Below are 23,752 nucleotides of genomic sequence, written 5' to 3'. Positions count from 1 at the left end.
TATAGGATTTTCGCTTTGTGCTGCCCATCATAGTTACGGGTTGTAAGCTGGCATACATGCTGCTCTCAACGGCCTTTCCTGTGGCTGAAATGAAGTATGCTGAGATAGGTGATATCAATAAAATGATTAAAACAGATTTAGACAATCTAATTTTACGATGAAAGACGGTAACGTACGATTAGCAAACATTGCAATGGAGTCAATCCGCTATCCAAGTTCGGTGATAAAAAGCGCCACAGGGTTAAAATTCACATAACCGCCTACTGAACATCATAAATATTCGTTATAGTTAGCAGCGTAAAAAACCGACTCTTCTAGGTTTTATCCACAAACGTAAATTCGCCTGAATAGGTTAAATATTAATTTTTGAGTAGTGCTATGACATTTTTTCGCTGTATTGTCGCTGTATTAACCTTTGGGCTGCATGGGATCGTGCTGGCTAAAACCCACCAGCCTTACGTAATCATGATTGGGGTCGACGGCCTACGTCCTGCCACCATAACCCAACAAGTCATGCCTTATTTGTATCAGCTTGGGCAACAAGGGGTTAATGCTAAAAGTATGCGGCCCGCCATGCCAAGCAAAACCTTCGTTAACTTCTATTCTTTGGCAACGGGATTGAACCCAGAGCATCACGGGATCACGTCCAATTATCCCTTTGATCGTGAGCTTAACCGTGGTTTTTCACGCAAAACCGACATTGAGGATCCGTACTGGTGGGGTGGCGAACCGATTTGGATCACTGCCGAAAAACAAGGCGTGAAAGCAGCGACCTATTTTTGGGTCGGGTCTGAAGTGGCGATTGATGGCGTACGCCCTACCTATTGGAAACCTTTTCAACAGGATAAAGACTACGGGGAGCGAGTAACCGAAGTACTAAAGTGGTTAGCGTTACCGGAAGCCCTGCGTCCACACTTAATCACCTTGTATTTTTCTGCCATTGACAGCGCGGCCCATGACTATGGTGTGAATAGCACCCAAGAAATGCAGGCCATTGCCAATGTTGACCGTCACATAGCGGACTTAGTAGCAGGTATCGAGCAACTCGGTTTACGCCCACAGACCAACTTAGTGGTGGTGTCCGATCACGGTATGGCAGATGTGAGTGACAAAAGAATTATCAATCTCGATACCTGGGTAGATTGGTCACAGTTTTCCATCCCAGACTGGAACAAAAAAAAGAATGCCGTATACGCGCCATATTTGAACTTATATGGCGATAAAGCGCACGTAGAGCGTGCATATGAAGCTTTAACAACACAACCGATTGCTCATTTACGTGTCATTAGACGTGGTGAACTACCGGCCAATTATCATTTTGATCACCCCCAGCGCGGGCCTGATTTAATGCTTCTTGCCGACCCGGGTTGGAGTGTCTACGCCAGTGCAGATGGTAGTCAACCTCAATCAATCGCTGTCAGTGGTCGCTCAGCGGCGACTCATGGCTACGATAATCAAGCTCCGGAAATGGCTGCAAGCTTTATCGCCGACGGTCCAGCTTTTGCTACGCACAAACCTGTGCCGACGTTTGACAATATTGAAGTATATAATCTTGTCGCCTGTGCACTGGATGTTAAACCAGTGAAAAATGACGGTGATATTCACCACGTAGGCCAGCTACTAAGTGCTGATAATCAAAAATGCCTCACTAATTAGGCTAACGAAAAAAGACGGGAAACCCCAGAAAAATCGATTAAACGACCGCTGCTTGTGCGCAACAGGCAGTTTTAGTGCGTATAATGCGCCCAAGTAACAGACAAACCAATCACCACATTGGTATATCCCATACATTCTTTTGGAGAGACCATGGACAAACAGACCAGCTCGCGAAATACCAGCGCCAAAGCACTACGCCTCAATCTTGATGAAAAAAAATACGGAACAATAGTCGAAATTGGCGCAGGCCAAGAAGTGGCGAGGCAGTTTTTCTTAGCGGGCGCAGCAGCCGGTACGATCGCCAAAACTATGTCTGCCTATGATATGAAATTCTCCGACGCCATTTACGGTGTGCAAGAAGACCGACGCTACGTGAGTAAAGCCCGGGTAAACGCCATGGTACAGCAAGAATTTGATCTGGTGCTTGACCGTGTAGGCGAGACACGCTCTAAGTCTTCCCGTTATTTTGCCTATGCTGCCACGGTTGCGGCGAAAAGCTTTAACCGCGTTAGCGAATGTCATGCTTGGTGTGGCATACGGGTGCAAATGTATCCTGGGGCTGAGCCGTCAGATATCACAGTGCACGTACGCATGCTCGACGATAATGCTGAAGCCCAGCAACAAGCCCTAGGCGTGATAGGGGTTAACCTGATTTACGCCGCATATTATTACTTCGAAAATCCGAAAAAAATCATCGACTCGTTAACGGATAACATCAAAGCCAATCGCATTGAAATCGACTCGATAGAATTCCACGGGCCTTATTTTGAAGATGTTGATAATCGCGAAAAGAATATTCACCTGATTAGGAGCTGGAAAACCCGGGCTATCATGTTTAAGCCTGACGGTAGTGTGGCAGTCCCTTCTGAGATGCTCTACAAAAAGAACGTACTCACCATACGAGGATCGTTTAGACCCGTGACTAAGCTGAACGTGGATATGATTGAGCAAGGTCAGTTGGCGTTTAACAGCCTACCTGGTGTTGAGCCAAGTAACACCATGGCCATTGCTGAGATTACCCTAAATGACAGCCGGGGCAATGACGCAAAAATGCCTTCCAAAGACATTATCGCCAGGGTGCAACTGCTCAACTCCCTGGGCTACAACGTGATGGTGTCTGATTACACTCGTTATTTCTCTCTGCGCGCTTATTTCAGGCAGTACACTAAGTTACAGATAGGCATAGTTGTTGGCATGATCAACATCAAGCAAATATTTGATGAAGAGTCTTATCGTGGTGTTGAAGGGGGAATTTTAGAAGGTTTCGGTAAACTATTCCCAGATAATACCCGTTTGTTTGTTTACCCTGAGGTTGATAGCGACGGCGAGATAAATGATTTCACCTCGGTAAAAGTCCCGGATCACCTACGTTTCTTGTACCGACATCTGTTAGAAAATAACTTTATTCAGGGTATTGATTGCAGCGACCATCACCTGTTCAAAATTTTCTCCCGGGATGTGTTAAAACAACTAATCAATGGTCATGGCGAATGGGAAAATGCCCTGCCAGAAGGGGTTGCAGACGAAATAATGAAAAATAAATTTTTCGGCTTTAAAGGCTAACCCCTGCCGTAAAAAGCCAGGTTACCAAGGCTGATTGATTGCATCAGTCTTGGTTTTTCTTGTTTCAGATCAAGGTTATATTTTCACTATCTATTAGGCTGCCCCCGTTAACCCTTTGCCTTTAACTTGTGAGCACGTCTATGCATTCCTGCGTTATGTTCGACTCGGCACTACTGCAAAAATATCCCGCCCGAGGACCCAGATATACCTCTTATCCAACCGCGCTGAACTTTAGCCCAAGGTTTACAAAACCTAATCTGTTAAAGGCCGTTGCGCAAAGTCATAACAAAAGCTTGTCTTTGTATGTGCACATTCCGTTTTGCCATAGTCTTTGTTACTACTGTGGCTGTAATAAAGTGGTTACGCGTTTGCAGTCTAAAGCTGATTTGTATCTCGATTACTTACTCAAAGAAATTGAATTACAAGCCAAACATTTCACCCAAAAACCCGTTACCCAACTGCATTTAGGCGGCGGTACACCTAACTTTTTAAACGACAGCCAACTGCAACGATTAATGGAGGGGCTAAATACGCACTTTTACTTTACCCATGACGCCCAGCTCAGTATTGAAATTGACCCACGCAATATGAGTTGCCAACGAATTGATGCCATGGCCGACATGGGCTTTAATCGCTTGAGCATTGGTTTACAAGATACCGACCCTAACGTGCAAGTAGCCATTAATCGGGTACAACCGACCGAATTAATTGCCCGCTTAGTTGAGCGCGCTAAACAGCGAAACTTTCGCTCGGTAAATCTTGACCTCATATACGGCCTGCCCTTTCAAACGCCACAAAGTTTTGCCAACACCTTATCGGCAGTACATAAAATGCAAGTAGAGCGGGTATCCTTGTTTAGCTATGCCCATTTACCAGAACGCTTTGCCGCACAGCGCAAGTTGTCGGTAGATACCTTACCCAATACTGAGCAAAAGCTAGTATTAATGCGCCAGGCGATTGAAACCTTGTGTGGCTATGGTTACCAATTCATTGGCATTGATCATTTCGCGCTCCCCAGTGACGAATTGGCGAAAGCCCAGCAAAATAGAACCTTAAGTCGGAATTTTCAAGGTTACACCACAGACACCAACACGGATTTACTCGGGCTTGGTGTGTCAGCGATAAGTGCAATAGGCAACAGTTATAGCCAAAATCATAAAACCTTAGCTGGCTATTATTATGCCATTGAACACCAACAACTTGCCCTTGAAAAAGGATTGATACTGAGTAAAGACGATCTTATTCGTCAACGAGTCATCAGCGATATCATGTGTAACCTAGTGGTGGATAAAACGGCTATATCACTGGCATTCGATATTGAATTTGACCTTTACTTTGCTGATGAAATATCAAGACTCAGCACATTTATAGATGATCAATTGCTGATAAATCGGCCCCACGTAATATGCATAGAGAGTAAGGCGCAGCTGCTGCTACGCAACATTTGCATGGTGTTTGACCAGTACCTAAGCCTTGATACTGGAGAAAAATTTTCGGCGACAATTTAACAACACCCCAGACTAAACTACTATATATTCCAAATAAAAATGTGTGCTATACCTAATGGGTAATTTGATACAAATCAAAGGAATGCACTTAATGGTAAACAGAAACTTCCCTGCTCACGGGGCGTTAAAAATAACAATAGAAGGCAATTTACTGGTTATTCGTGCCCAAGGTCCAGCCAATACTGAAATGGTGTTGCAATATCAGCGCGAAGTACAAGTCTATCGGGAGCAGTTGTGCGAAAATGCATGGGCCAGTTTAATACTGTTAACTGGCGAGCCCTTGTTACCACCTGAAGCCTCAAGCATGATGGTTGAATCAATCAAGCAAGCTGAACATATGAATCTAGTGGCTACTGCTGTGGTGTTTGTTGATGTGCAATATAAATCCATTTCGGAGCAGTTTTGGGAAGGTATTTATCAGCGCACAACGCTTAAACATGCTTTTTTCGAGCAAGAATCGATAGCAAAAGAATGGCTTCGCCAAGAAGTCACTAGACGAAAAGAGACGATATAACCTAGGCTGAGCCATTAATCTCATCCCACTCGGTGAAGGTAGCCTAAGTTCAATGACGCTCACTTAATCTAAGTGAGCTCCATGTCAAATCAAGGGGTAATGTGCTAAATCGGTGAGCCAGGTGGTAACGGCTTAGCTGTAAAGTGTGCCGGCCACTGCCCAGTTTGCCAAAATTGATTTAACTGCTCAGCCAACACACGATTTTGCCCGCGTTTTTTCAAGCTGTCTAACCATTTGGTTAAGTCTCGTAGCTGTAATTCTATTGCCCCTTCCACTTCAGGGGCCAGTTCTGGGTTTGACAGCACCTTAACTAAACCATCTAACACCACATAATTGATACGCTGGGAAAGCTGTGTTTCACTTTGTTGCTTAAGACTACGGGCCAGCAAAGTGGAAATGACACTGTTCACTCCCGGAATGTCTTTATCCATGCTGTGTTGCTGAGCCAAACGATTCAAGCGTTGGGGTTGTAACAATAGGGTTAAACTATAGTTAGCCGCTGACTCCCCTGCTGAAACGGGATCAAAGGTTAATCCGGTGCGACCTTGAAAACTCTCCCGAGTACGAGACTCACCATAAGCTTTTGGCGGGATCAGCTTGATAATATGCTCTGGTATCCGTAAATAATCAGGCTGAAGGGTATCGAGCAAGGCTGTTAGTGCGTTTTGCTGTGCTTTGCCACTGACCACCCGTGCACCTTTAGCTTGTGCATAATCGCCCTTACTTTCATATTCATATGCTACCCCACCCACGACTTTCGCCACGGCATCTAGCTGGTATCTGTGCAGCAAATAGATAGGCACTAAGCGTTCTTCTAACGAAGACAACGTATCGCCAGTGGGAATGCTATTGATACCAAATTGCTCAAGGGCAACCTTGCGCACTTCGCTGATCCTTTTCAGCTCTGCGACTGCGTCGCTGCCTGAGTCCCACAAATTCCCCGAAGGATTGGCAGCATGCAGTGGTCGCGCATCAGGATCAGACTGATAACCCATACCACTGGCCCGGGCTTTTGTAACTAAGGCATCAAGCCCTTTGACTTCATCTTGGCCATTCGGGTAATCCTGATAACCGTAAGCAATAACATAATTATCCCATGCCCCCATGCCTGTGGCATACGCACCTTCTAGACTAATTTGGCCATTGTCTAAGGTGATTTTTGGGTGGGGATAATCCATCACTGACTCACGGCCATATTCGCTGGCGGCGAAGTTGTGGGCAATGCCTAAGGTATGGCCCACTTCATGGGCTGACAATTGGCGAATACGTGCCAGCGCCATTTCTTTTTGCCCTTGGGTGCTCACATTTTCATCTTTAAATGGACTGGTTAAACCCAGGGCAATTAAATAATCTTGACGCACCCGCAGCGAGCCTAACGTCACGTGGCCTTTTATAATTTCGCCTGTGCGAGGGTCCACCACTGAACTACCATAAGACCAACCTCTTGTGGCTCTGTGTACCCACTGGATCACATTGTAACGCACGTCCATTGGGTCAGCCCCTGCGGGTAAAACTTTCACCTGAAAAGCATCTTTATAACCAATGGCGCTAAAGGCTTGGTTCCACCAGCGCGCTCCGTCAAGTAAAGCCCCTAATACCGGTTCAGGGATCCCGGGGTCTAGATAATAAACAATGGGTTCAACCGCTTCGCTGATCTTAGCCTTGGGATTTTTCTTCGTCAGGCGATGACGAGGAATAAACTGTTTGCTCATGCTTTGCCCAAGCGGCGCCGAATAATCTTCATAGCCTGTGGCCCAAAAACCAGAAAAAGGCACAAACGTGCGCGTTTGGTATTTGTCATCCGGCAAGCGAATTAAAGAATGATGCAAATGCACGGTAATGCTTTTGGCTGCTGGGGTCACTTGCTGTACATATTCACCGGGCTGGCTGCCGCCAAAAGTAACTAATGACTCAAGTTCAGTGTTATCCGCAAACGCCTTACTGCGCTTGAGGTACACACCGCTGCGACTGGCATCTGGGCTGTAACTGCCCTGCTTAGTCGCAGTTAAACGATCGCTAATTTGGTGAATATCAGAAAACAAAAAATCCGTGTAGTCCACCAGTACAGTGTCTTTGTCTGTGGCCACCACGGGTAAACCGACCAACACTGAGTCAGCAAAGGCTTCATCAATACTGGCTTGCTCAGCAGGGTTAGCCGAGCTTGCACGATAGGCGGTATTGAGTTGATTTAGCATCACCTTGTTACCAAAACGCTGAAATTCAACCAAACGCGTTTCCCCCAACTGACCGCGATCTAGGCCAATATCATTTGAGCCAATGCCTTGGGGTAAACTGCTTTGAAATAGAAATGGCTGATCGAGTTTATCAATGCTCAAATAGACTTTGTCGCCTTGTACGTCATAGTAAAAGTCAAAGAAACCGGTTTTATGCGCCATCCCTTGGGTAAATTCACTGATGCTGGTCGCTTTTGCCGTTTCAGCCGACACATTTGCCACGTTCAGCACCCAGCACAATAATGCCAGTGTTCCCCATTGTTTTGACTTCAACATCTGTATTCCTTTGCTTATATTTATTGCGAACAACACCTTACCGAGTTTTTGCGCTCGGCAAAAGCACCAGTTGACCAATGCCGGAAAATTAGCGTTCGCCGGCAGCTAACAACGTTAAAGTCGCAACATTCGGCAATCTTTAAACAAGGATTTCAGCCGGCGGCACCGGCTAATGTGTGCCCTGTACTAGGTCTGGGTGAGAGCGTTTTTGCAGCGAATCCGTTAATAAAGAACATAATGAGCAGCATAAAATGCAAAATTGAAAATCTAAAAAACAGCTGTTCTTGTGATAACAAACTTTCCCTGGAAGGACTTAAAATAAACTGCAGGCCTGAAAACACGCGACCGTATTTGATAATCACGTCTTGCATACCGTGCTGAATAAGATAAAACCCAAGGGGTGCTGACACGACCGTTACAAAACAATAAGCCGCACGCTTCATGCGACTAGCCGAAGGAGCTTTTTTCACCCACCAACCAGACGCGTATATGAGCAAAAGTATGTAGCCCACAATATACAGCAGCTTGAATGAATGGCCGTTGTTGGGCAGTAATTCAATAATATTATCTGTACCCGCTTGCACCACCACAACCCAATATGACACGGGTAAAACGAAAAAAGCGTACAACAACGAGAAGGCCAGCCGATTGCCTTTGAAGCCAATCGATTTAGTGGGCGTCAGCCAACAATAAACAAGCAAAAATGCCGCCGAGATAGGAAGATAAAAGCCTAAAAATCGATAACCTAGTTCAAGGTAATGAGACTGATCACGCCAGGTAGGGTAGCCCAAAATGTCAAATAAACTTTCATTGGGGAACGTCATATAAAACAGGTTAAAGACCAAGAGGCAATGGGCTACTGACAACCCCAGTAGTGTTAGCGCCGATGTTTTTTTACGGGCTGTTAATTTATCAAGCGCAATAGGCGGAAGCGCAAAAGCGACCATCAGAGATAATGACATCATGATACTGCTTAACCAGACAAAATCCTGCGTAAAAAGCTCTTTAACATTGTATGGGGTGCGATCATCGCCCTGTATGAAATACAACGAAATAGCCAGCATGACAAATACCGCCAACAGGTAATACTTTTTATAATTTTGCGGCACATCAAATCGACGTTCAGGTGTTTTATTTTGACTCGAGTGCATTAAGTACACTTTTTGCCCTAAAAATAATCCCAGCAAATTTAGCCCTACGTCACTGGCCACAGCCACCTTATTAACAATAAATATCTGCAACAATTCCAGTACGAATAAAAAAGCAATCCCAGCCAGCCCCAGCATAATGCGATATTGCTTGTGCAACTGATGTTTGAACGCAATAGACGCTAACAGAATGCCTAACGGCGCAACCAATAACACTTTTCTGAGCAGCTGAGTGACCGCCTGCAACGGCCCCTCTCGCCAATAGGTTTCTAATGGGACAGAAAAAAATCCTTGGAAATTACTAAACAATGCGGCTTTATTTTGTATGAATTCAAATGGATACACAGCTAAAAACAACAACAAAACACACCATGCTACGCACAGTGCTTCTTGAGCATAGAGTGAGAAACGCCTATTTACTTGCGTAGTATGTACATCGTTACGCTGGGTACTAACATGCTGTGCAGTAAAGAATTTTAAGGCGATCATAATGCCAATAAAAGCGCTGACGACATCGGTTGCATCCGTATATCGGCTTAATACAAATAATTGTGCTAGCTCTATGCCTAGGGCGTACATTAAGCACAATTTTAAAATATAGTTAGCTTGATACTTCGCACTTTTAATATATAGCCACGTGATAAAGCCCCATAAAAAAATGTCTGACATTATGCCAAACACACCTTCATTAATGGAAAACTCAAACGACGCAAATGGAATGATGGTTATCCTGCCCGCTTGCCATTTTTTGAATATTTCAACCGGACTGACAGATAAATCTAGGGGCATCAGGCTATAAATCACCAATACCGCTAAGGTGCCATTAGCGTAGGATATCCATTTATTTTTCCCCCCGTAACGATTCAGTTTATTAACGAGACGGATAAATTTAACCCGGGTGAAAAGATAAAGTATAAAACTGAGTAACATGCCTAGAAACTGGGCAAAAACATCTTTAAATGACGACACTCTGTCATTCAAAAAAAACTGCACAAACTCAATGCCAGCAGAAATACACAGTAAAGCAGCGCAAATGAAAATCAGCTGCAACGTGCGTATCAACCGAGAATGACTGCGCTGAATAACCATCAGCAGCAAATAAGTTATTGGCATGAACAACAGGAAATTAGTGAACCAATCCGAGCGATTGACAATAGCGAAATCAAATTTGTTTAAATCGCTAAACCCCTGCACGGCTTCCCCGAACGTTAGTTGATTAACGTTAAAGGGTACAAAGCTGCCGAATATAATAAATATTGCGTAAAATATTGTTATTTTTATGAGCGTTGTTCTATCTCGTATCAACAATGTCAATCCGCCTTACATTGGTTGGGTATGTGCGATTATTTATGCCGCTAACGTGTATCTCACGTCCAGTTGAACGAATCAACACTAACAAGGGTACGCATTCGTGCAAAATATTGTACAACTTTCATCCATCAATAAGCAGCTGAATTTAGTAGCATGATAAAAGCAGCTTTCTACCATTATACCTCATGAATTCAATGCGTTACATGTCAGGAAATTAACATTACTGTCTCCCTACATCAACGATACAACGCAGATGAGCCACATACAGTGCTTGCATAAGCCGTTAGCAGCGTTTATTTTGCTCTAACTCTACAAATGGATGTGTATGAATAATTGATATGGATATTTTTATAAGCAACGGCTTCACATGGCGAACTCGCACTTATCTACATTCTGCCATTCACGGCGACAGCACTAGACGGCCAACTCATACTCGCGCCCTGCTAAAAACAGGATGTGATTCATGAAATATAGAGCAGACATCGATGGTCTACGGGCCATAGCCGTTATATTAGTCATTCTATTTCATTCGAAAATCACATTATTTCCTGGTGGCTACATAGGCGTAGATATATTTTTCGCTATTAGCGGTTTTCTGATCACCTCTATTATTTATCCGAAAATGTTGGCTGGTAATTTTTCGTTTGTGGACTTCTATAAGAGGCGAGCAAGACGACTACTACCTGCTAGTATTTTTATGACTTTGATCACCTTATTAGTCTTTGCCTTTATCTATCCACCGAATTTATTTCAAATGTTGGCCAAATCTGCAACGGCTTCATTATTATTTGTTTCGAATTTATATTTCTGGCAAACCTCTAGCTATTTCAGCCCAAACTTAGAGCTTCAACCTTTACTGCACACATGGAGCCTAAGCGTTGAAGAGCAGTTTTATTTTCTGTTCCCCTTAGCGCTATTTATTCTGACGCTGCTCAAATTTAAGAAAAACGTCGTTTTATTAACTGTGGGATTTGCTTGTTCAATATCACTCGTATTGGCATACATATACGCCCCTAACAGCTTGAGTTTCGTCAGTTTTTATGTGCTGCCGACACGGTTTTATGAAATGGGATTGGGCGCATTATTTGCTGTTCATCTCACCCACAAGCCCGACGCGTTTAGCAAGATTAAATACCTACGTGAAATCGGCTTTATCTGCGTCGCTATCGCGGCTGTTCAATATGATCGTTATCTCGCTTTCCCTAGTTTTTATGCTGTTTTACCCGTTTTAGGTACGCTGTTGATGCTTATCGACCGCAGTACCACAGGATTTTTATACCGGGTATTAAGTGCAAAACCCGTGGTATTTATCGGCTTGTTATCTTACTCATTGTACTTATGGCATTGGCCAATATGGGTCGGCTTCGAGTGGCTAATTGACAACACTTCAGCCCTCAACATGGCAGCCTATTTTACGGTTACCTTTTTGATTGCTTATTTGTCTTATCGCGTAATCGAGCAGCCACTTAGATTAGCTTCGTTTTATCAAAGCGCCTACACCAAGCCCAGCCTGCTGGGGTTCGCTGCGCTGCTGGTGGCGAGTGTTTCTTTCTTTACCTTACAATCTAATAACCGTTTTTTGCAGATGAATGCAACGGGCCTCAGCGCCTATAATAATTCATTAGTCAGTGAACCCTATCGCGATCGTTGTACCGATACCAAAAGGCTAAAAGGGCAATTCTCAATATGTACCGTCAAAGAAGGGGTTGACGCCCAGTACTCTATCCTGCTGTGGGGAGATTCTCACGCATCGGCCTTAATGTCAGCGTTAGATAATTTTTCCGACCGGTTTACCATACATGCGATGAATACCTCAGGTTGCCCAAGCCTAGTAGAAACAAGACGCAAAGGGGCCGAAGACTGCTATTTTCATAACCAATTTATGCAATCACATTTACTCAGTCAGACTGATCGCTATGATCTTATCTTAGACGTCAGCGCCTGGGATAATTACATTGAGTATGGGCTACTTGAAACAGACGTTTCACAGGTTGAGGAAATGCACGCCGCTTTACAAAGAACCATCGCATTTTTTGAAGTTAATCACTTAAAATATGCATTTGTACCGCAAATTCCCAGACAAAAAACCAATATCCCCCGCGCTTTTTTCAGGCACCAGTTAGGCCTGAATGATCAAGAAGAGTATGTGCTACGAAGTGACTACGACATCAAGCTCAAACGCTTCGAAGAAATGCTTTACCCAAGCAAAAACATGATTGCCCTAGACAGCTTCTTCTGTGATGACGAAAAGTGTGGTGGCAGCCAGAACGGCGAAATTATGTATAAAGACGCCCATCACATATCTGTAACAGCTGGGCAAACGATAAGCTATTACCTTGAAGGCGAAATTGTAAACGCAATTGAAGGGACCGGCAAAACGCTCGAAGCATCCGCTGAGTAATCAGCTGGTGAGGTAAATAAGCGCACGGGTTTGTTCCTATTACGGTATAAACGTAACGCAATCGCTTATTACCTTGCTACCATAGGCTTAGAAAATGTGACCTGTCACATTCAAATGAAATACCAAGCAGAGGGATGAATGCGCGATAACAAGCCAGTGGTGGTCTTTATTATTAATTCGTTAGGGCTAGGCGGCGCTGAGCGCGCCCTAAATAACATATTGCAAGCCACGCCACAGCACGAACAATTCAATATTCACCTGATATTACTCGACCGCGAAAAAGAACACAGGATCATGCCTGAATTCGTTACTATGCACAGGCTAGATAGCCGCCGCTCGTTAATACGCAGCGTTTATTTGCTAGCCCAAAAACTGTCAGCACTTAAACCCAGTTTATGTGTGAGCCTGTTAGTTCGCTCAAATGTAGCGAACGTTATCGTCAATCGAATACTGCACCGCCGCCCGGCCATAATCTGCGAACGCATGCACCTCAGCTCGCATTTGGCGCTGCAATTTAGTGGTTTAAAACTCGTCTTAAGTAAAATGGTACCCAGGGTGGTTTATCCATTTGCCAGCCAGGCACTTGGTGTGTCAACAGGGGTGACAAACGATCTGGTGCAGAATTTTAATATGCCCAAGGCGCGTACCCTGACCATCTTCAATCCCTATGACCATAAGCAAATTTGCCACGACGGCAAGCAAACCAACGAGTTTGCCCTGTCACGACAATATATAGCGGCAGTGGGACGTCTAACCAAAAGTAAAAACTTCGGCATGCTTATCAAAGCGTATGATGCTGCGGACTGCCCCTATGATCTGGTCATATTAGGCGACGGAGATAGCCAAGAGCGTAACAAGCTTCAAGCGCTTATCGACGCAAAAAACCTAAGTGAGAAGGTGCATTTAGCCGGTTACGCTAACAACCCCTTTTCAGTGATGAAAAACGCAGTATTTTATATATCCGCCTCCCTCAATGAAGGATTTCCCAATGCGATGTTAGAAGCCATGGTGTTAGGCCTGCCCGTGGTCGCATCGAATTGTGAGTCTGGGCCAGCAGAAATATTGGCCAATGATGATACCCTAGCAATTGACGCTATGTATCCGGCCAAATACGGCATACTCGTACCAACGCTATCCATTGACAGCTTAACCCAAGCAATTAATGCAATGAGTCAAACAGACACCCTAGAACACTATAGGCAAATGTCGCTGCAGCGCAGCCTAGACTTTGAAATTCACAAGATTGCTAACCAGTATTGGCAGAATTTTCGAACATTTTTATAACCTCACTGGGCTTACAACAAGCAAATTGAGGCTATAAAGCCTGATACAAGGCTTTATGTTTTTCTGCACTGACCAGCCAGGTATTTAAGCTCTGGTGTTCGAACGCCTGTGGCGATTGATAAGCGCTAAAATCATCCTGCTGCAAAATATCTTTCATTGCTGCTATGTCACCAATGTTGAAAAAGCATTGCTCCGGTAGTTTGAATTCCCGGTGCGGGGGAATATCAGACAGGGCAATAGGCACACCGGCAGAAAGTGCTTCAGAGACCACTAAGCAAAAACCTTCCATGTGCGAGGGATGCATAAATAGTGCGGCATTGGCGTACAAGGTTTTAAGTCGCTCACCGCTTTGAAAACCTGCAAAAATGATATTCTCTGAGGCGTTTTTGGTTAAATCCTTCACATATTGTTCAGCGTGGATCCCTACCCCACATATCACCAATTTTTTGACCGGCTGTTCAATCTGCAGATAGGCCGCAATCAATTCATGAAAGGCCTTGGTTTGTTCAAGACGGCCTACCGCGAGAATATAACCAGCCGAGGTAAGGGAAAACTCCGCTAAAATATTTCGCTCATCAAGATGTTGGGTAAAATCTAACGAGCCACCATTTCGGATCGTGACATAACGCTGGCTATTTTTTGCAAAGCGCTTATCTAAATCGTTTTTTAACGCTTGGCTAACACATATAACCCTATGGGCATAACGACAGGCATTGCGTTCGCCCTGAATTAAAAAGGCTCGACCCAAGCGTCCCCATTTGGGTCGCTCATAGTCAACTGCGTGATGCGTCACAACCGTTTTAAAACCAAACAGCCGTGACAAAGGCGCAAAAAAACCGGGGCCGATACCGTGTAGATGCATAATTTGAGGGTGCACAAATAGACGCGCGTAGATAATCGCAAACAGTGTATGCAGTAAGGTTTCCATACCGGAAATATCAATGGTAGGAATATATTTTAAGGTGAGGCCAGCATATTGCTGATCAGCCTTATTGATTGGCTTAACACGCGTAAATAGAGTGTAAGAATACTCGGGCGTTATACCTTTTAATTGAGGGTAAAGCTGAGCACAAACCGTCTCAATTCCGCCAATGAAGTTTGGAACATTCCTTGCCCCGATAATACACACTGTCCCCATTTCTGGTAGTACTCCGTTACTGCGAAAACACCATCATTATTTAAGCCTTATTATTAAACCAGCAAGAGAATGAGAGATGGAAATAATAAAAACAGCAACATGATATCAGCAAGGTGCACTTTTTATGCGGTTTATCGCCAAAGGAATGAAAAATAAATTCCCAGACTTTATTATTCCACGAACTATATGGATTACCGCGTAGACTCAATGGCTTACCGAAACAGAAATGAGCAGAATACTGCCAACATATCCACAGAATTTTTACTCTCGGCGCAAAAAAAGGTAAATTTTATGACCATCAAGATTTATTCGCTTATAATAGACCCATGCGATTTTCTGACTGAACGTTGCATTATTAAACGCCCCTTGTCACACTCAATCTGTCGCAGTTTTTAAGTAACCCAAAGGAGTACTTATGCAGGCTCAGCTATTTCATTTATCTCAATATTATCGCCAGCTTATTCGTACATCAGCCCTCACGCTATTATTCATCGGCTTAACCGGCTGTTCAATTTTTCACGGGCCAGTAAAAGAACCTGCGCAACAAGCAGCGCAGTACTTGTTGCAAGAGATGGATAAACAACAACTTGCATCAACAGTGCAACTATTACCCTTTATCAAAGACCAAAAAACCTTAAATTCGTTGCCCAAACAAGCCAGAAAAGCAGTCAAAAAACATCCTGAAATTACGGCTAATTTATTGTTAGCAATGCATAAAGGCGTAAACCCACAGCAAGCCGCGATTCAATTAATAGAGCGTCAGAGAAAAAACCAAAGCCATTATATTTATGTTGCTCTGACTCTATTCCCTGTGGACGGCTACCGACTCGCTGAAAAACTCGCGGCCAGTGATAATATAGAAAGTGATGTGATTACTACGGCAAGCTTACGAGCAGGCTTTGATCCGGCCCTCATATTCCCAGCGACCGCTGCCAACGAGCAAGATTATCGTATCGTTCCGCTGATGGAATCAGCCAGTATTACTTTGTATAACCAAACACAAAACACCCAGGCTACAATACAATTCAAAGCACAAGGGGATAACGAGTGGCAACCCGGTTTAGCCTTGCAGTGGGAGCCAATACAAGGTGCCTTATCTGGCTCGATCGTACATCTGCAGCCTGACACCCATTACGTCGTTAACGTGATGCTGACTGAAAACAACGTGCCCTTGTCTGAGCAAGAATATACCTTTAAAACCCGTGCTGAATCGCCACCCATCGACCCAGAAAAAATCTATTACCTAAGCGATATATATCAAGGCGGTCAACTCAACCTAGAAGCCTTAGGCATTGAAGGCAGCGAAGGTGGCTGGGCAAAAATTATCGGTGACGGTGTTACCGTACAAGCTGACCCTGATGATAATTCTGCCATTTATATCGGGAGACAAAATTACGTTATGCTTGAAAATATCACCAGCAAAGGTGGATTTCGTTACGGCATACATGGTTATAAAGCCCATCATATATGGATAAAAGGTGCCGATATATCAGAGTTTGGCCGAGTAGCCACTGAATATCGCAAAGGCAAAGGCTACGAAACAATCAAGAGTACCGGTTTAATTAATTACGATTCGGGTATCTACCTAGAGCGCAGCGGCATAGTGGTCATTGAAGACTCAGAGATCCACTCACCAAACGGCAAGGCCAACAGTTGGGAATATGGCCACCCCAATGGCCCCAATGCCTTTCAAATATGGGGATACCATGACACCGAAGCCTATCGCGGCCAGTATATCGTGCGTAACAACCGCTTTTACGGCACAGCGGAACACCGTTTCAATGATGTAATAGAAGGCCGTTCGAACTTTAGGCGTTCAGGGGCATTTGTGCGTGACTCAGCGATTTATAATAATTACCTTGCCTATGCCAACGATGACTTAATTGAGATAGACGGCGGCCAAGCCAACGTACTGGTGTACAACAACGAAATGACCCAAGGCTACTGTGGCATCAGCACGGCGCCTAATATGATAGGACCAAGCTACATATTCCACAATTATATACACGACTTAGGCGACGAGCGCGGTAAAGAATGGGCAGCCATTAAAATGGGCGGCATCATGACTCGCCCAGCCGGTATCACCAATGTATTTGAAAACTTAATTATCACCAACCGCAATGGTATTTCCGCCTCAAAAGTGGATAACGATGATACGTTTTGGGTCAACGCCATAAACAATATATTTATCAATCGGGATTATGCCAGCCAAGTAGGGTATGGCATTTACGACAAACAACTTTATGCACAATCAAGCTTTAAAAATAATGTCATTTACAATACGGATGTCGGTATTCCAGTGGTAAGGGCAACCATAGGCGATGATTTCTATCATCCTATGTCTGAGCAACCAGACAATATAGCATCAGCGCTCGACGCTGGCAGTGCTTATGCGCTCCCCATTGATTCACGTTTTGTCATTCCCAATTTTTCGCTCAAGCAACATCATGCCAGCGCGTTATCGCCTGCGATCGAAGAATCGACCTCAACCTACATCCAATTTGACGAAGCCAACCTGTCATCTTTTGATGTACAAGATCGCCAGAAACGCTATGAAATTAGCGATGATGGTCAGCAAATTACACTATCGGGCAATACCTGGAAAAGCCTTGCCTACACTGACATAATCTTACCTGACACCGTTCTAGAGGTAGATGTCAGCCATACTGGCCGGGGTGAAATAATTGGTATGGCGTTTGAAACAGACAACAAACTCACCTACTCTCGCCTGTTTAAATTTTATGGTAGCCAGAAATGGCATGAAAATGGGCCTAAAACGACGCTCGTTAACGGCACAGAAACCTTAACCTTCAATTTGGGACAATACGTTAGCGGCCCAATAAACCGTTTGGTGTTTGTTTTGGATTACGATGACGCCCATGGTTCAAAAGTGCCGCATGCCACGTTTGGGAATATAAAAATCTATGAACCCAGCACAGAAAAAAATACAGCCCCAGTGCGCTCAGCCAGCAATGAAAATCCGAGCAGTGTCATCACGATCGGCATAAACCATTAACACCGTACTTCTACTCAACAATCGCTAACCCACTACCGTATCACGCATTTAACCCCGTCTTTTTTGTAAATGGTTGGGCTAAATGCTTGATTGGAATTTTGCTCTCTCACGACGACAAAAATAATGTATCTAGTCACCGCCAATATTTCTACGGCATAAACTTTGCCTATCCGTAGGCTGGGGAAGTTAAACAGGTTACAATGCCCCGCGCTAAAATCGTTGTAACGTTAAGGGACTAATACGCACTATGCTGTTCAATTCACACGAATTTATTTTATTGTTCCTACCGCTTTGCCTGTGCGGATATTTTTTAATTTCTAAACTGGGTGCCAGAGCAGCTATCAGCTTTCTAGTGTTGGCATCGCTGGGCTTCTATGCTTGGTGGAAAACCGAATACCTCGTACTTATCATCATATCCATCGTATTTAATTTCGCTTGGGCAAGATGCATCGAAACGGTTAATCAGCGCCATCAACCGTGGGCGAAGTTCACTCTAGGCATAGGCGTTGCGCTAAACTTGCTCGCCCTAGGTTATTACAAATACACTAATTTCTTAGTCGACCAACTCAACTGGCTAGCCAACACAGACTATTTTATTGCTAAAATCGCCTTGCCCTTGGCCATTTCCTTTTTTACCTTTCAGCAAATTGCCTACTTAGTAGATACCTATCGCAAAGAAATAAACGAACATAGCTTCTTGCGTTACTGCCTATTCGTGACCTTTTTCCCCCAATTGATTGCCGGCCCCATAGTGCACCATAAAGAAATGCTGCCGCAATTTGAGCGCAACGAAACCTTCAAACCCCATTCCCTTAATTTTGCTCTTGGTTTGACCCTATTCAGCATTGGTATATTCAAAAAAGTGGTATTTGCTGACAATGCCGCAGTCTTTGCCACGCCTGTATTTAATGCCGCAGATGCAGGGGCCAGTATTACCTTCGTTGAAGCCTGGTTGGGCACCTCGGCTTATACATTACAACTGTATTTTGATTTTTCTGGTTACACCGACATGGCATTGGGCTTAGCCATGCTGTTTGGTATTCGTTTGCCAGATAACTTTAATTCCCCCTACAAATCTCACAGTATTGTGGATTTTTGGCGTCGCTGGCATATCACCCTAAGCCGCTTTTTGCGAGACTACTTGTACATTGCCTTAGGCGGCAACCGTAAGGGCAAGAGTCGCCGCTACGTCAACTTAATGGCCACCATGGTGCTGGGTGGCATTTGGCACGGCGCAGGCTGGAACTTCATGATCTGGGGCTTTTTACACGGTAGCTATTTAATTATAAATCACTGGTGGACTGCCACTAGGGCGCGCTTTGTTGCCTCGCCGATCGGAAAAATTGAAAATGCGGCCTATTGGGCACTTACTATGTTAGCGGTCATGGTGGCATGGGTATTTTTTAGAGCCGAAACGACCGAAGGAGCCTTTAACATATTTAATGCAATGGCTGCGGTCGATTTGAACGAGCCTTTTAAAGGTACGTTGTTTTATACAAAAAAAGCGTTTGTAATTTGTACTCTACTTTTGATCATTGCTATTTTCTGTCCAAATTCGGGGCAGCTCACACGGTACGTAGAGAAGCGACTTACCCAACCATCGGTCGATAAACTTTGGTTAATATTTGGCCCGGCTATGGTCTCAGCGGTTGGTTTTGTCATCTCAGTGGGCCTGATTGGTCAGTTATCTGAATTTTTGTATTTCAATTTTTAACGGGCCGTATCAATTTTTATGAAACTCACTAAAACGTACTTAACGATATGGATATTATCTACATTATTGTTCGCTCTTGTGCTCGGAGGGGTTAACTATGCCATCGACCCTTAAAAATATTATCACCTAGCACCGGGTACCCGTGTGTTAACCGGTTTCGAGCAAAACCACAAAGTATGGCAAGTACAGATGCAAAAGCCTGAGACCTTAGTTTTGGGTAATTCGCGCACTCTATACGGCTTTGACGTAAGTAGTTTAGAAGGCAGCAAACCTTTTAATTACTCTTACCCAGGCCCCATTATCGAAGAGGTCGAGAAACAATTTAAAAATATGCAATATTTAACGCAAGCCAAAACCGTATACCTAGTGGCTGACGACATATGCTCATCGGGACAATCATCGCGAGAGCTCTCCACAATGTTTAGTCATGATATTGAATGGCTCAAAGCCGAGTTTCTGAGAGCAAAATATCTTATTTCTGTAGATACGCTAAAAGCGAGTTTGGACTCCTTGTCAAAGCCTGAATTTTACGATTATTATGGCCGAAGAATTAGTTTTATCTTTGGCAAGGGGTCGGGGGAAACTTTATCGGAGCGCGTGAAAATACGTGAAGGCTACGCACTTTCGAGGGAGAGAAACAGTAGAGAGTGCAATACAGAAGTATTTGAACGTCTACTTAGCAACGCTTACGACACTGACATTGATATTAGTTTAATTTTAAATCCAACGCACGCACGTCTCATCAATATTAATGCGAATAATAGTACCCCAGTGAATAGCCATTTAAAAATGAAAAGAGCCATTGTAAGTATTAATGCGGCGGTGGCTGCAAATCTCAATACCAAACCTTTCCCTATTTACGATTTCAATTTGATCAATCAGTATACCACTGAGCCGTTTGATTTAGTGAGTAACACTGAGCCAAAATATTGGTGGGAATCGTCGCACTATAAAAAGGCTCTGGGTGATAGGCTGGTTGACTGGTTAAATACCCCCGAAAACGGACGGGACGCGTCAATTGGCGTTAGCTTAACACCGCAAAATATCGATCAGCATATTGGCCTGCAATTGCGACAGCTAGCTGATTGGCAGCAGTTAAATCCGGCGGCCGCAAAAGAGTCGATGCAACCGATAATAAATTAATATAAATATTGCAGTCAGAATTTGATACAAGGATTTAGGGAAAAGTATATGTCGACAAAAAATTATCGCTGGGATATTCAAGGCTTACGCGCTTTAGCAGTAATGGCTGTGGTGATATTCCATATATCACCCAATAGACTACCCGGCGGCTATTTAGGGGTTGATATATTTTTTGTTATCTCTGGCTATTTGATTATTGGCTTTATCTGCCGGGATCTTAGGGCGGAAAAGTTTAGCCTATCTGACTTTTACCTTAAACGTATAAGACGTCTATTCCCTGCTTTGTTGGCAACGGTTATCGCAACGATGATCGCTGCGTATTGTTATTTGCTCCCAGAAGAAATGACACTATTCGCTAAAAGCGTAATTTCAACACTACTTTACGTTTCGAATATGTTTTTTTACACCCAATCAGACTACTTTGCAGCTGATTTAAAATTTGCCCCATTATTGCATACCTGGTCACTGTCTGTAGAAGAGCAATTTTATATTTTATTTCCCATATTGCTCATTGGGATTATGAAGTATAAGCCTAAGGCACTGCAGTTATTCTTAGGGGTTATCGCGGTGCTGAGTTTTGTGCTCAGTGAGTATCTGGTGCGCACAGACCCATCATTATCATTCTTTATCTCCCCTACCCGATTCTGGCAATTTATCGTTGGGGGGTTATTAGCGCTTAATTTGCATAAAATGGGGCTGTCTAAAACCCTGAGTAATGTCATTGGTTTTGGAGGGTTAGCCGCTCTTATTATTTGTTTATTTAGGTATGACGAGGCAACCTTGTTTCCGGGGATAAGTGCTATCGTGCCGACCTTGGCTACCTTGTGCGTGATATGGGCTGGCAGCGTGACGGGTGTCTTTTCCAAGTTAATGGCGCTACCTATTAACAAATTCTTTGGCAATATTTCCTACTCATTATACCTGTGGCACTGGCCAGTTATTGTGTTTTACACCTTAAATATGAACCACGAGTACTCCAAGTTAGCCCACGAACTCATTCTGCTGTTGGTTTCCGTCGTTTTGGGTTACCTGAGTTGGCGGTTTATTGAGTTACCGTTTAGCGCGAAGCGCCTCGCACTATCCAAAGGCAAAAATACAAGCAAAACATTGATTAGTTCTTTTGCCCTCAGCAGTGCCCTTATTTTAGTAATGGCATTTTCCCTTGACGGGCTACCTAATCGATTCAATGAACAGCAGCTTATCTACTCATCCTATATGAATTATGACCGCATTGGATATCGAAGGGGCAGTTGTTTTCTGCGAGGAACTGACGAGAATTTAAGCTTTTATGACAAAAAAGAATGTATCAATTTCGATGATAATAAATATAACATCTTACTTATTGGTGATAGCCATACGGCCCAATGGAATAGTGCGATAACTGAATTACTCTTAAAAAACCAAACTTTAACTCAGTTGACGTCTTCAGGTTGTCGACCAGTCCTACCACTCAAAGGTCAAGCTGGGTGTATAGAAATTATGTCATTTGGGTTTAATGAATTAGTACGCTCGGTCAATTTCGATAAAATAATCATTGCCGGAAGGTGGAAAGACTCAGATTTTAATGAATTGAGTCAAACAGTAAATTATCTCACTGATTACACAGATAAGGTTATCGTTGTTGGGCGAACCTTAGAATACAAACAGGATTTACCGAGATTGTTGGCAACTACTGGACCCGATGGTATTGAGAGCGGAAAGCAATATGACTATTCATATTTTAAACACATGGACGTGAAATTTAGACAAGTAACCAAAAATAACAATAAAGCCTTCTATGTGTCCTTGATCGACATACTTTGTCAAGCAACTGAGAGTGTTACTTGCCAAACTTTAACCAAGGAAAATCTACCAATCGCATTTGATTATGGTCATTACACTCACCAAGGTGCTTTGGAAGTAGCCAAACAATGGAACGAGCTCTAAATTGTATAGATATAGGTTTAGTTACGTGTTGAAGCCGATAAGATTAAAACTATTTTTTTAACAGAAATATTTTGAGCGAAACTTTGTAATTTTATGACGTAATAAATTTTCACCTAACTTTTCTCTCTCATTTTTTAAATTAAAAACTGGATATTTTATGGAATTAAATTATAAGACAAACTGGTACAACAAGCTAAATGAACTTAAAGCAATGCACCGTGATATTGCATCCCTCTGTGAGCATAAAAAAGTCGCGTATATCGATATCCCCTTACATTTTAATGTAGGTGATCAGCTTATCTATGCCGGAACGGAAGCATTTATCAAAAACCATAAGATAAATGTCGTTTATCGCGCTTTTGATATAAATGTGGATGTAAAAAAAATCGAAAAATGTGACTTAATTATGTTTCATGGCGGTGGCAATTTTGGTGATATCTACCCTAGACACCAGAGATTACGTGAATCCCTGATTGAAAAGTACCCTAGTAAGCGGATCATCATTCTTCCACAGACAATACACTTTTCAAGCGAAGCTGAAAAAACGAAAAGTAGTGAAGTCTTTGCACGCCACCCAGATCTGTATATTTATCTTCGTGATAAAAAGAGCCATGAAATTGCCAAGGCGTTTTCACATAACTCGTCACTAATGCCTGATATGGCGCATAGTTTGCACCCATTAATTGATAGTTCTGAAGTAGAGTCGTTAGAGATAAACACGCCTAAAATTATAAATTTGCGGCGAGTCGATGTTGAAAAAGTCTCAGCAGAAATCAAAATACACAAACGTTCGTTTGATTGGATAAATATCCTCGAGCCTTGGGATCATACTTATTTCAAGTATATAAAAAAACTACAGCGTTTTAACTTTCTAACATCACGGTTAGTCAGATCATGGAAGACAAATTCAGATTACTTAA

Annotated in this window: 14 protein-coding genes; 11 read left to right on the top strand and 3 right to left on the bottom strand. The window is 43.4% G+C overall.

From position 1 onward, the window contains the following. Nucleotides 1-378 precede the first annotated feature (378 nt). From GPLA_RS01765 to GPLA_RS01750, 4 genes are all read left to right on the top strand, one after another. Nucleotides 379-1,656, top strand: coding sequence for an alkaline phosphatase family protein (locus GPLA_RS01765; RefSeq protein ID WP_007103085.1), 1,278 nt, complete (start codon nt 379-381; stop codon nt 1,654-1,656). A 150-nt stretch (nt 1,657-1,806) separates the two neighbouring features. After that, nucleotides 1,807-3,219: a hypothetical protein gene (locus GPLA_RS01760; protein ID WP_007103083.1), complete on the top strand. Its 1,413-nt coding sequence runs from the start codon at nt 1,807-1,809 to the stop codon at nt 3,217-3,219. A gap of 140 nt (nt 3,220-3,359) precedes the next feature. Next, nucleotides 3,360-4,727, top strand: coding sequence for an oxygen-independent coproporphyrinogen III oxidase (gene hemN / locus GPLA_RS01755; protein WP_040513778.1), 1,368 nt, complete (start codon nt 3,360-3,362; stop codon nt 4,725-4,727). Between the two features lie 91 nt (nt 4,728-4,818). Then, nucleotides 4,819-5,241 (top strand): hypothetical protein, encoded by a 423-nt coding sequence (locus GPLA_RS01750; RefSeq protein ID WP_007103081.1) that lies wholly within the window; start codon nt 4,819-4,821, stop codon nt 5,239-5,241. Between the two features lie 104 nt (nt 5,242-5,345). Here the strand turns inward: GPLA_RS01750 and GPLA_RS01745 are convergent, their stop codons facing one another. Both GPLA_RS01745 and GPLA_RS01740 read right to left on the bottom strand, forming a co-directional pair. Further along, nucleotides 5,346-7,751: a zinc-dependent metalloprotease gene (locus GPLA_RS01745; RefSeq protein ID WP_007103080.1), complete on the bottom strand. Its 2,406-nt coding sequence runs from the start codon at nt 7,749-7,751 to the stop codon at nt 5,346-5,348. A 152-nt stretch (nt 7,752-7,903) separates the two neighbouring features. Then, complete coding sequence (locus GPLA_RS01740; protein WP_226993032.1) at nt 7,904-10,204, bottom strand: VanZ family protein; 2,301 nt, start codon at nt 10,202-10,204, stop codon at nt 7,904-7,906. A 469-nt stretch (nt 10,205-10,673) separates the two neighbouring features. Between GPLA_RS01740 and GPLA_RS01735 the strand changes: the two genes are divergently transcribed. Both GPLA_RS01735 and GPLA_RS01730 read left to right on the top strand, forming a co-directional pair. Then, nucleotides 10,674-12,611, top strand: coding sequence for an acyltransferase family protein (locus tag GPLA_RS01735; RefSeq protein WP_007103078.1), 1,938 nt, complete (start codon nt 10,674-10,676; stop codon nt 12,609-12,611). 138 nt (nt 12,612-12,749) lie between these two features. Further along, entirely contained in the window at nt 12,750-13,895 is a 1,146-nt protein-coding gene (locus GPLA_RS01730) for a glycosyltransferase (RefSeq protein ID WP_007103077.1), read from the top strand. A gap of 31 nt (nt 13,896-13,926) precedes the next feature. Here GPLA_RS01730 and GPLA_RS01725 read toward each other — a convergent pair whose 3' ends face one another. Beyond that, a complete protein-coding gene (locus GPLA_RS01725; protein WP_007103076.1) occupies nt 13,927-15,033 on the bottom strand; it encodes a glycosyltransferase family 4 protein in 1,107 nt (368 codons plus the stop codon). Between the two features lie 415 nt (nt 15,034-15,448). On the opposite strand from GPLA_RS01725, the gene GPLA_RS01720 reads away from it, so the two are divergent. The 5 genes from GPLA_RS01720 to GPLA_RS01700 form a co-directional block, all read left to right on the top strand. Beyond that, nucleotides 15,449-18,049 carry a right-handed parallel beta-helix repeat-containing protein gene (locus GPLA_RS01720; protein WP_007103075.1) on the top strand — a complete coding sequence of 867 codons (2,601 nt, stop codon included), beginning with the start codon at nt 15,449-15,451 and terminating at the stop codon, nt 18,047-18,049. Nucleotides 18,050-18,296: 247 nt separating this feature from the next. After that, nucleotides 18,297-19,763, top strand: coding sequence for an MBOAT family O-acyltransferase (locus GPLA_RS01715; RefSeq protein WP_007103074.1), 1,467 nt, complete (start codon nt 18,297-18,299; stop codon nt 19,761-19,763). Between the two features lie 144 nt (nt 19,764-19,907). After that, on the top strand, nt 19,908-20,906 hold the full coding sequence (locus tag GPLA_RS01710; protein WP_007103073.1) for a hypothetical protein: 999 nt from the start codon (nt 19,908-19,910) through the stop codon (nt 20,904-20,906). A 48-nt stretch (nt 20,907-20,954) separates the two neighbouring features. Continuing rightward, nucleotides 20,955-22,832: an acyltransferase family protein gene (locus tag GPLA_RS01705; protein ID WP_007103072.1), complete on the top strand. Its 1,878-nt coding sequence runs from the start codon at nt 20,955-20,957 to the stop codon at nt 22,830-22,832. 157 nt (nt 22,833-22,989) lie between these two features. Beyond that, nucleotides 22,990-23,752, top strand: a 763-nt coding sequence (locus GPLA_RS01700) for a polysaccharide pyruvyl transferase family protein (RefSeq protein ID WP_226993031.1), incomplete at its 3' end; no start/stop codon positions are given.

It is taken from the genome of Paraglaciecola polaris LMG 21857 (assembly GCF_000315055.1).
GTDB classification, from domain to species: domain Bacteria; phylum Pseudomonadota; class Gammaproteobacteria; order Enterobacterales; family Alteromonadaceae; genus Paraglaciecola; species Paraglaciecola polaris.
This window is presented reverse-complemented; position numbering and strand designations above follow the sequence as displayed.

Bases quoted from the DNA above. Each gene is read 5' to 3' on its own strand.
- GPLA_RS01750 (WP_007103081.1), top strand. From the start codon at position 4,819: ATGGTAAACAGAAACTTCCCTGCTCACGGGGCGTTAAAAATAACAATA.
- GPLA_RS01735 (WP_007103078.1), top strand. From the start codon at position 10,674: ATGAAATATAGAGCAGACATCGATGGTCTACGGGCCATAGCCGTTATA.
- GPLA_RS01725 (WP_007103076.1), bottom strand. From the start codon at position 15,033: ATGGGGACAGTGTGTATTATCGGGGCAAGGAATGTTCCAAACTTCATT.
- GPLA_RS01760 (WP_007103083.1), top strand. From the start codon at position 1,807: ATGGACAAACAGACCAGCTCGCGAAATACCAGCGCCAAAGCACTACGC.
- GPLA_RS01730 (WP_007103077.1), top strand. From the start codon at position 12,750: ATGCGCGATAACAAGCCAGTGGTGGTCTTTATTATTAATTCGTTAGGG.
- hemN (WP_040513778.1), top strand. From the start codon at position 3,360: ATGCATTCCTGCGTTATGTTCGACTCGGCACTACTGCAAAAATATCCC.
- GPLA_RS01715 (WP_007103074.1), top strand. From the start codon at position 18,297: ATGCTGTTCAATTCACACGAATTTATTTTATTGTTCCTACCGCTTTGC.
- GPLA_RS01745 (WP_007103080.1), bottom strand. From the start codon at position 7,751: ATGTTGAAGTCAAAACAATGGGGAACACTGGCATTATTGTGCTGGGTG.
- GPLA_RS01705 (WP_007103072.1), top strand. From the start codon at position 20,955: ATGTCGACAAAAAATTATCGCTGGGATATTCAAGGCTTACGCGCTTTA.
- GPLA_RS01765 (WP_007103085.1), top strand. From the start codon at position 379: ATGACATTTTTTCGCTGTATTGTCGCTGTATTAACCTTTGGGCTGCAT.
- GPLA_RS01720 (WP_007103075.1), top strand. From the start codon at position 15,449: ATGCAGGCTCAGCTATTTCATTTATCTCAATATTATCGCCAGCTTATT.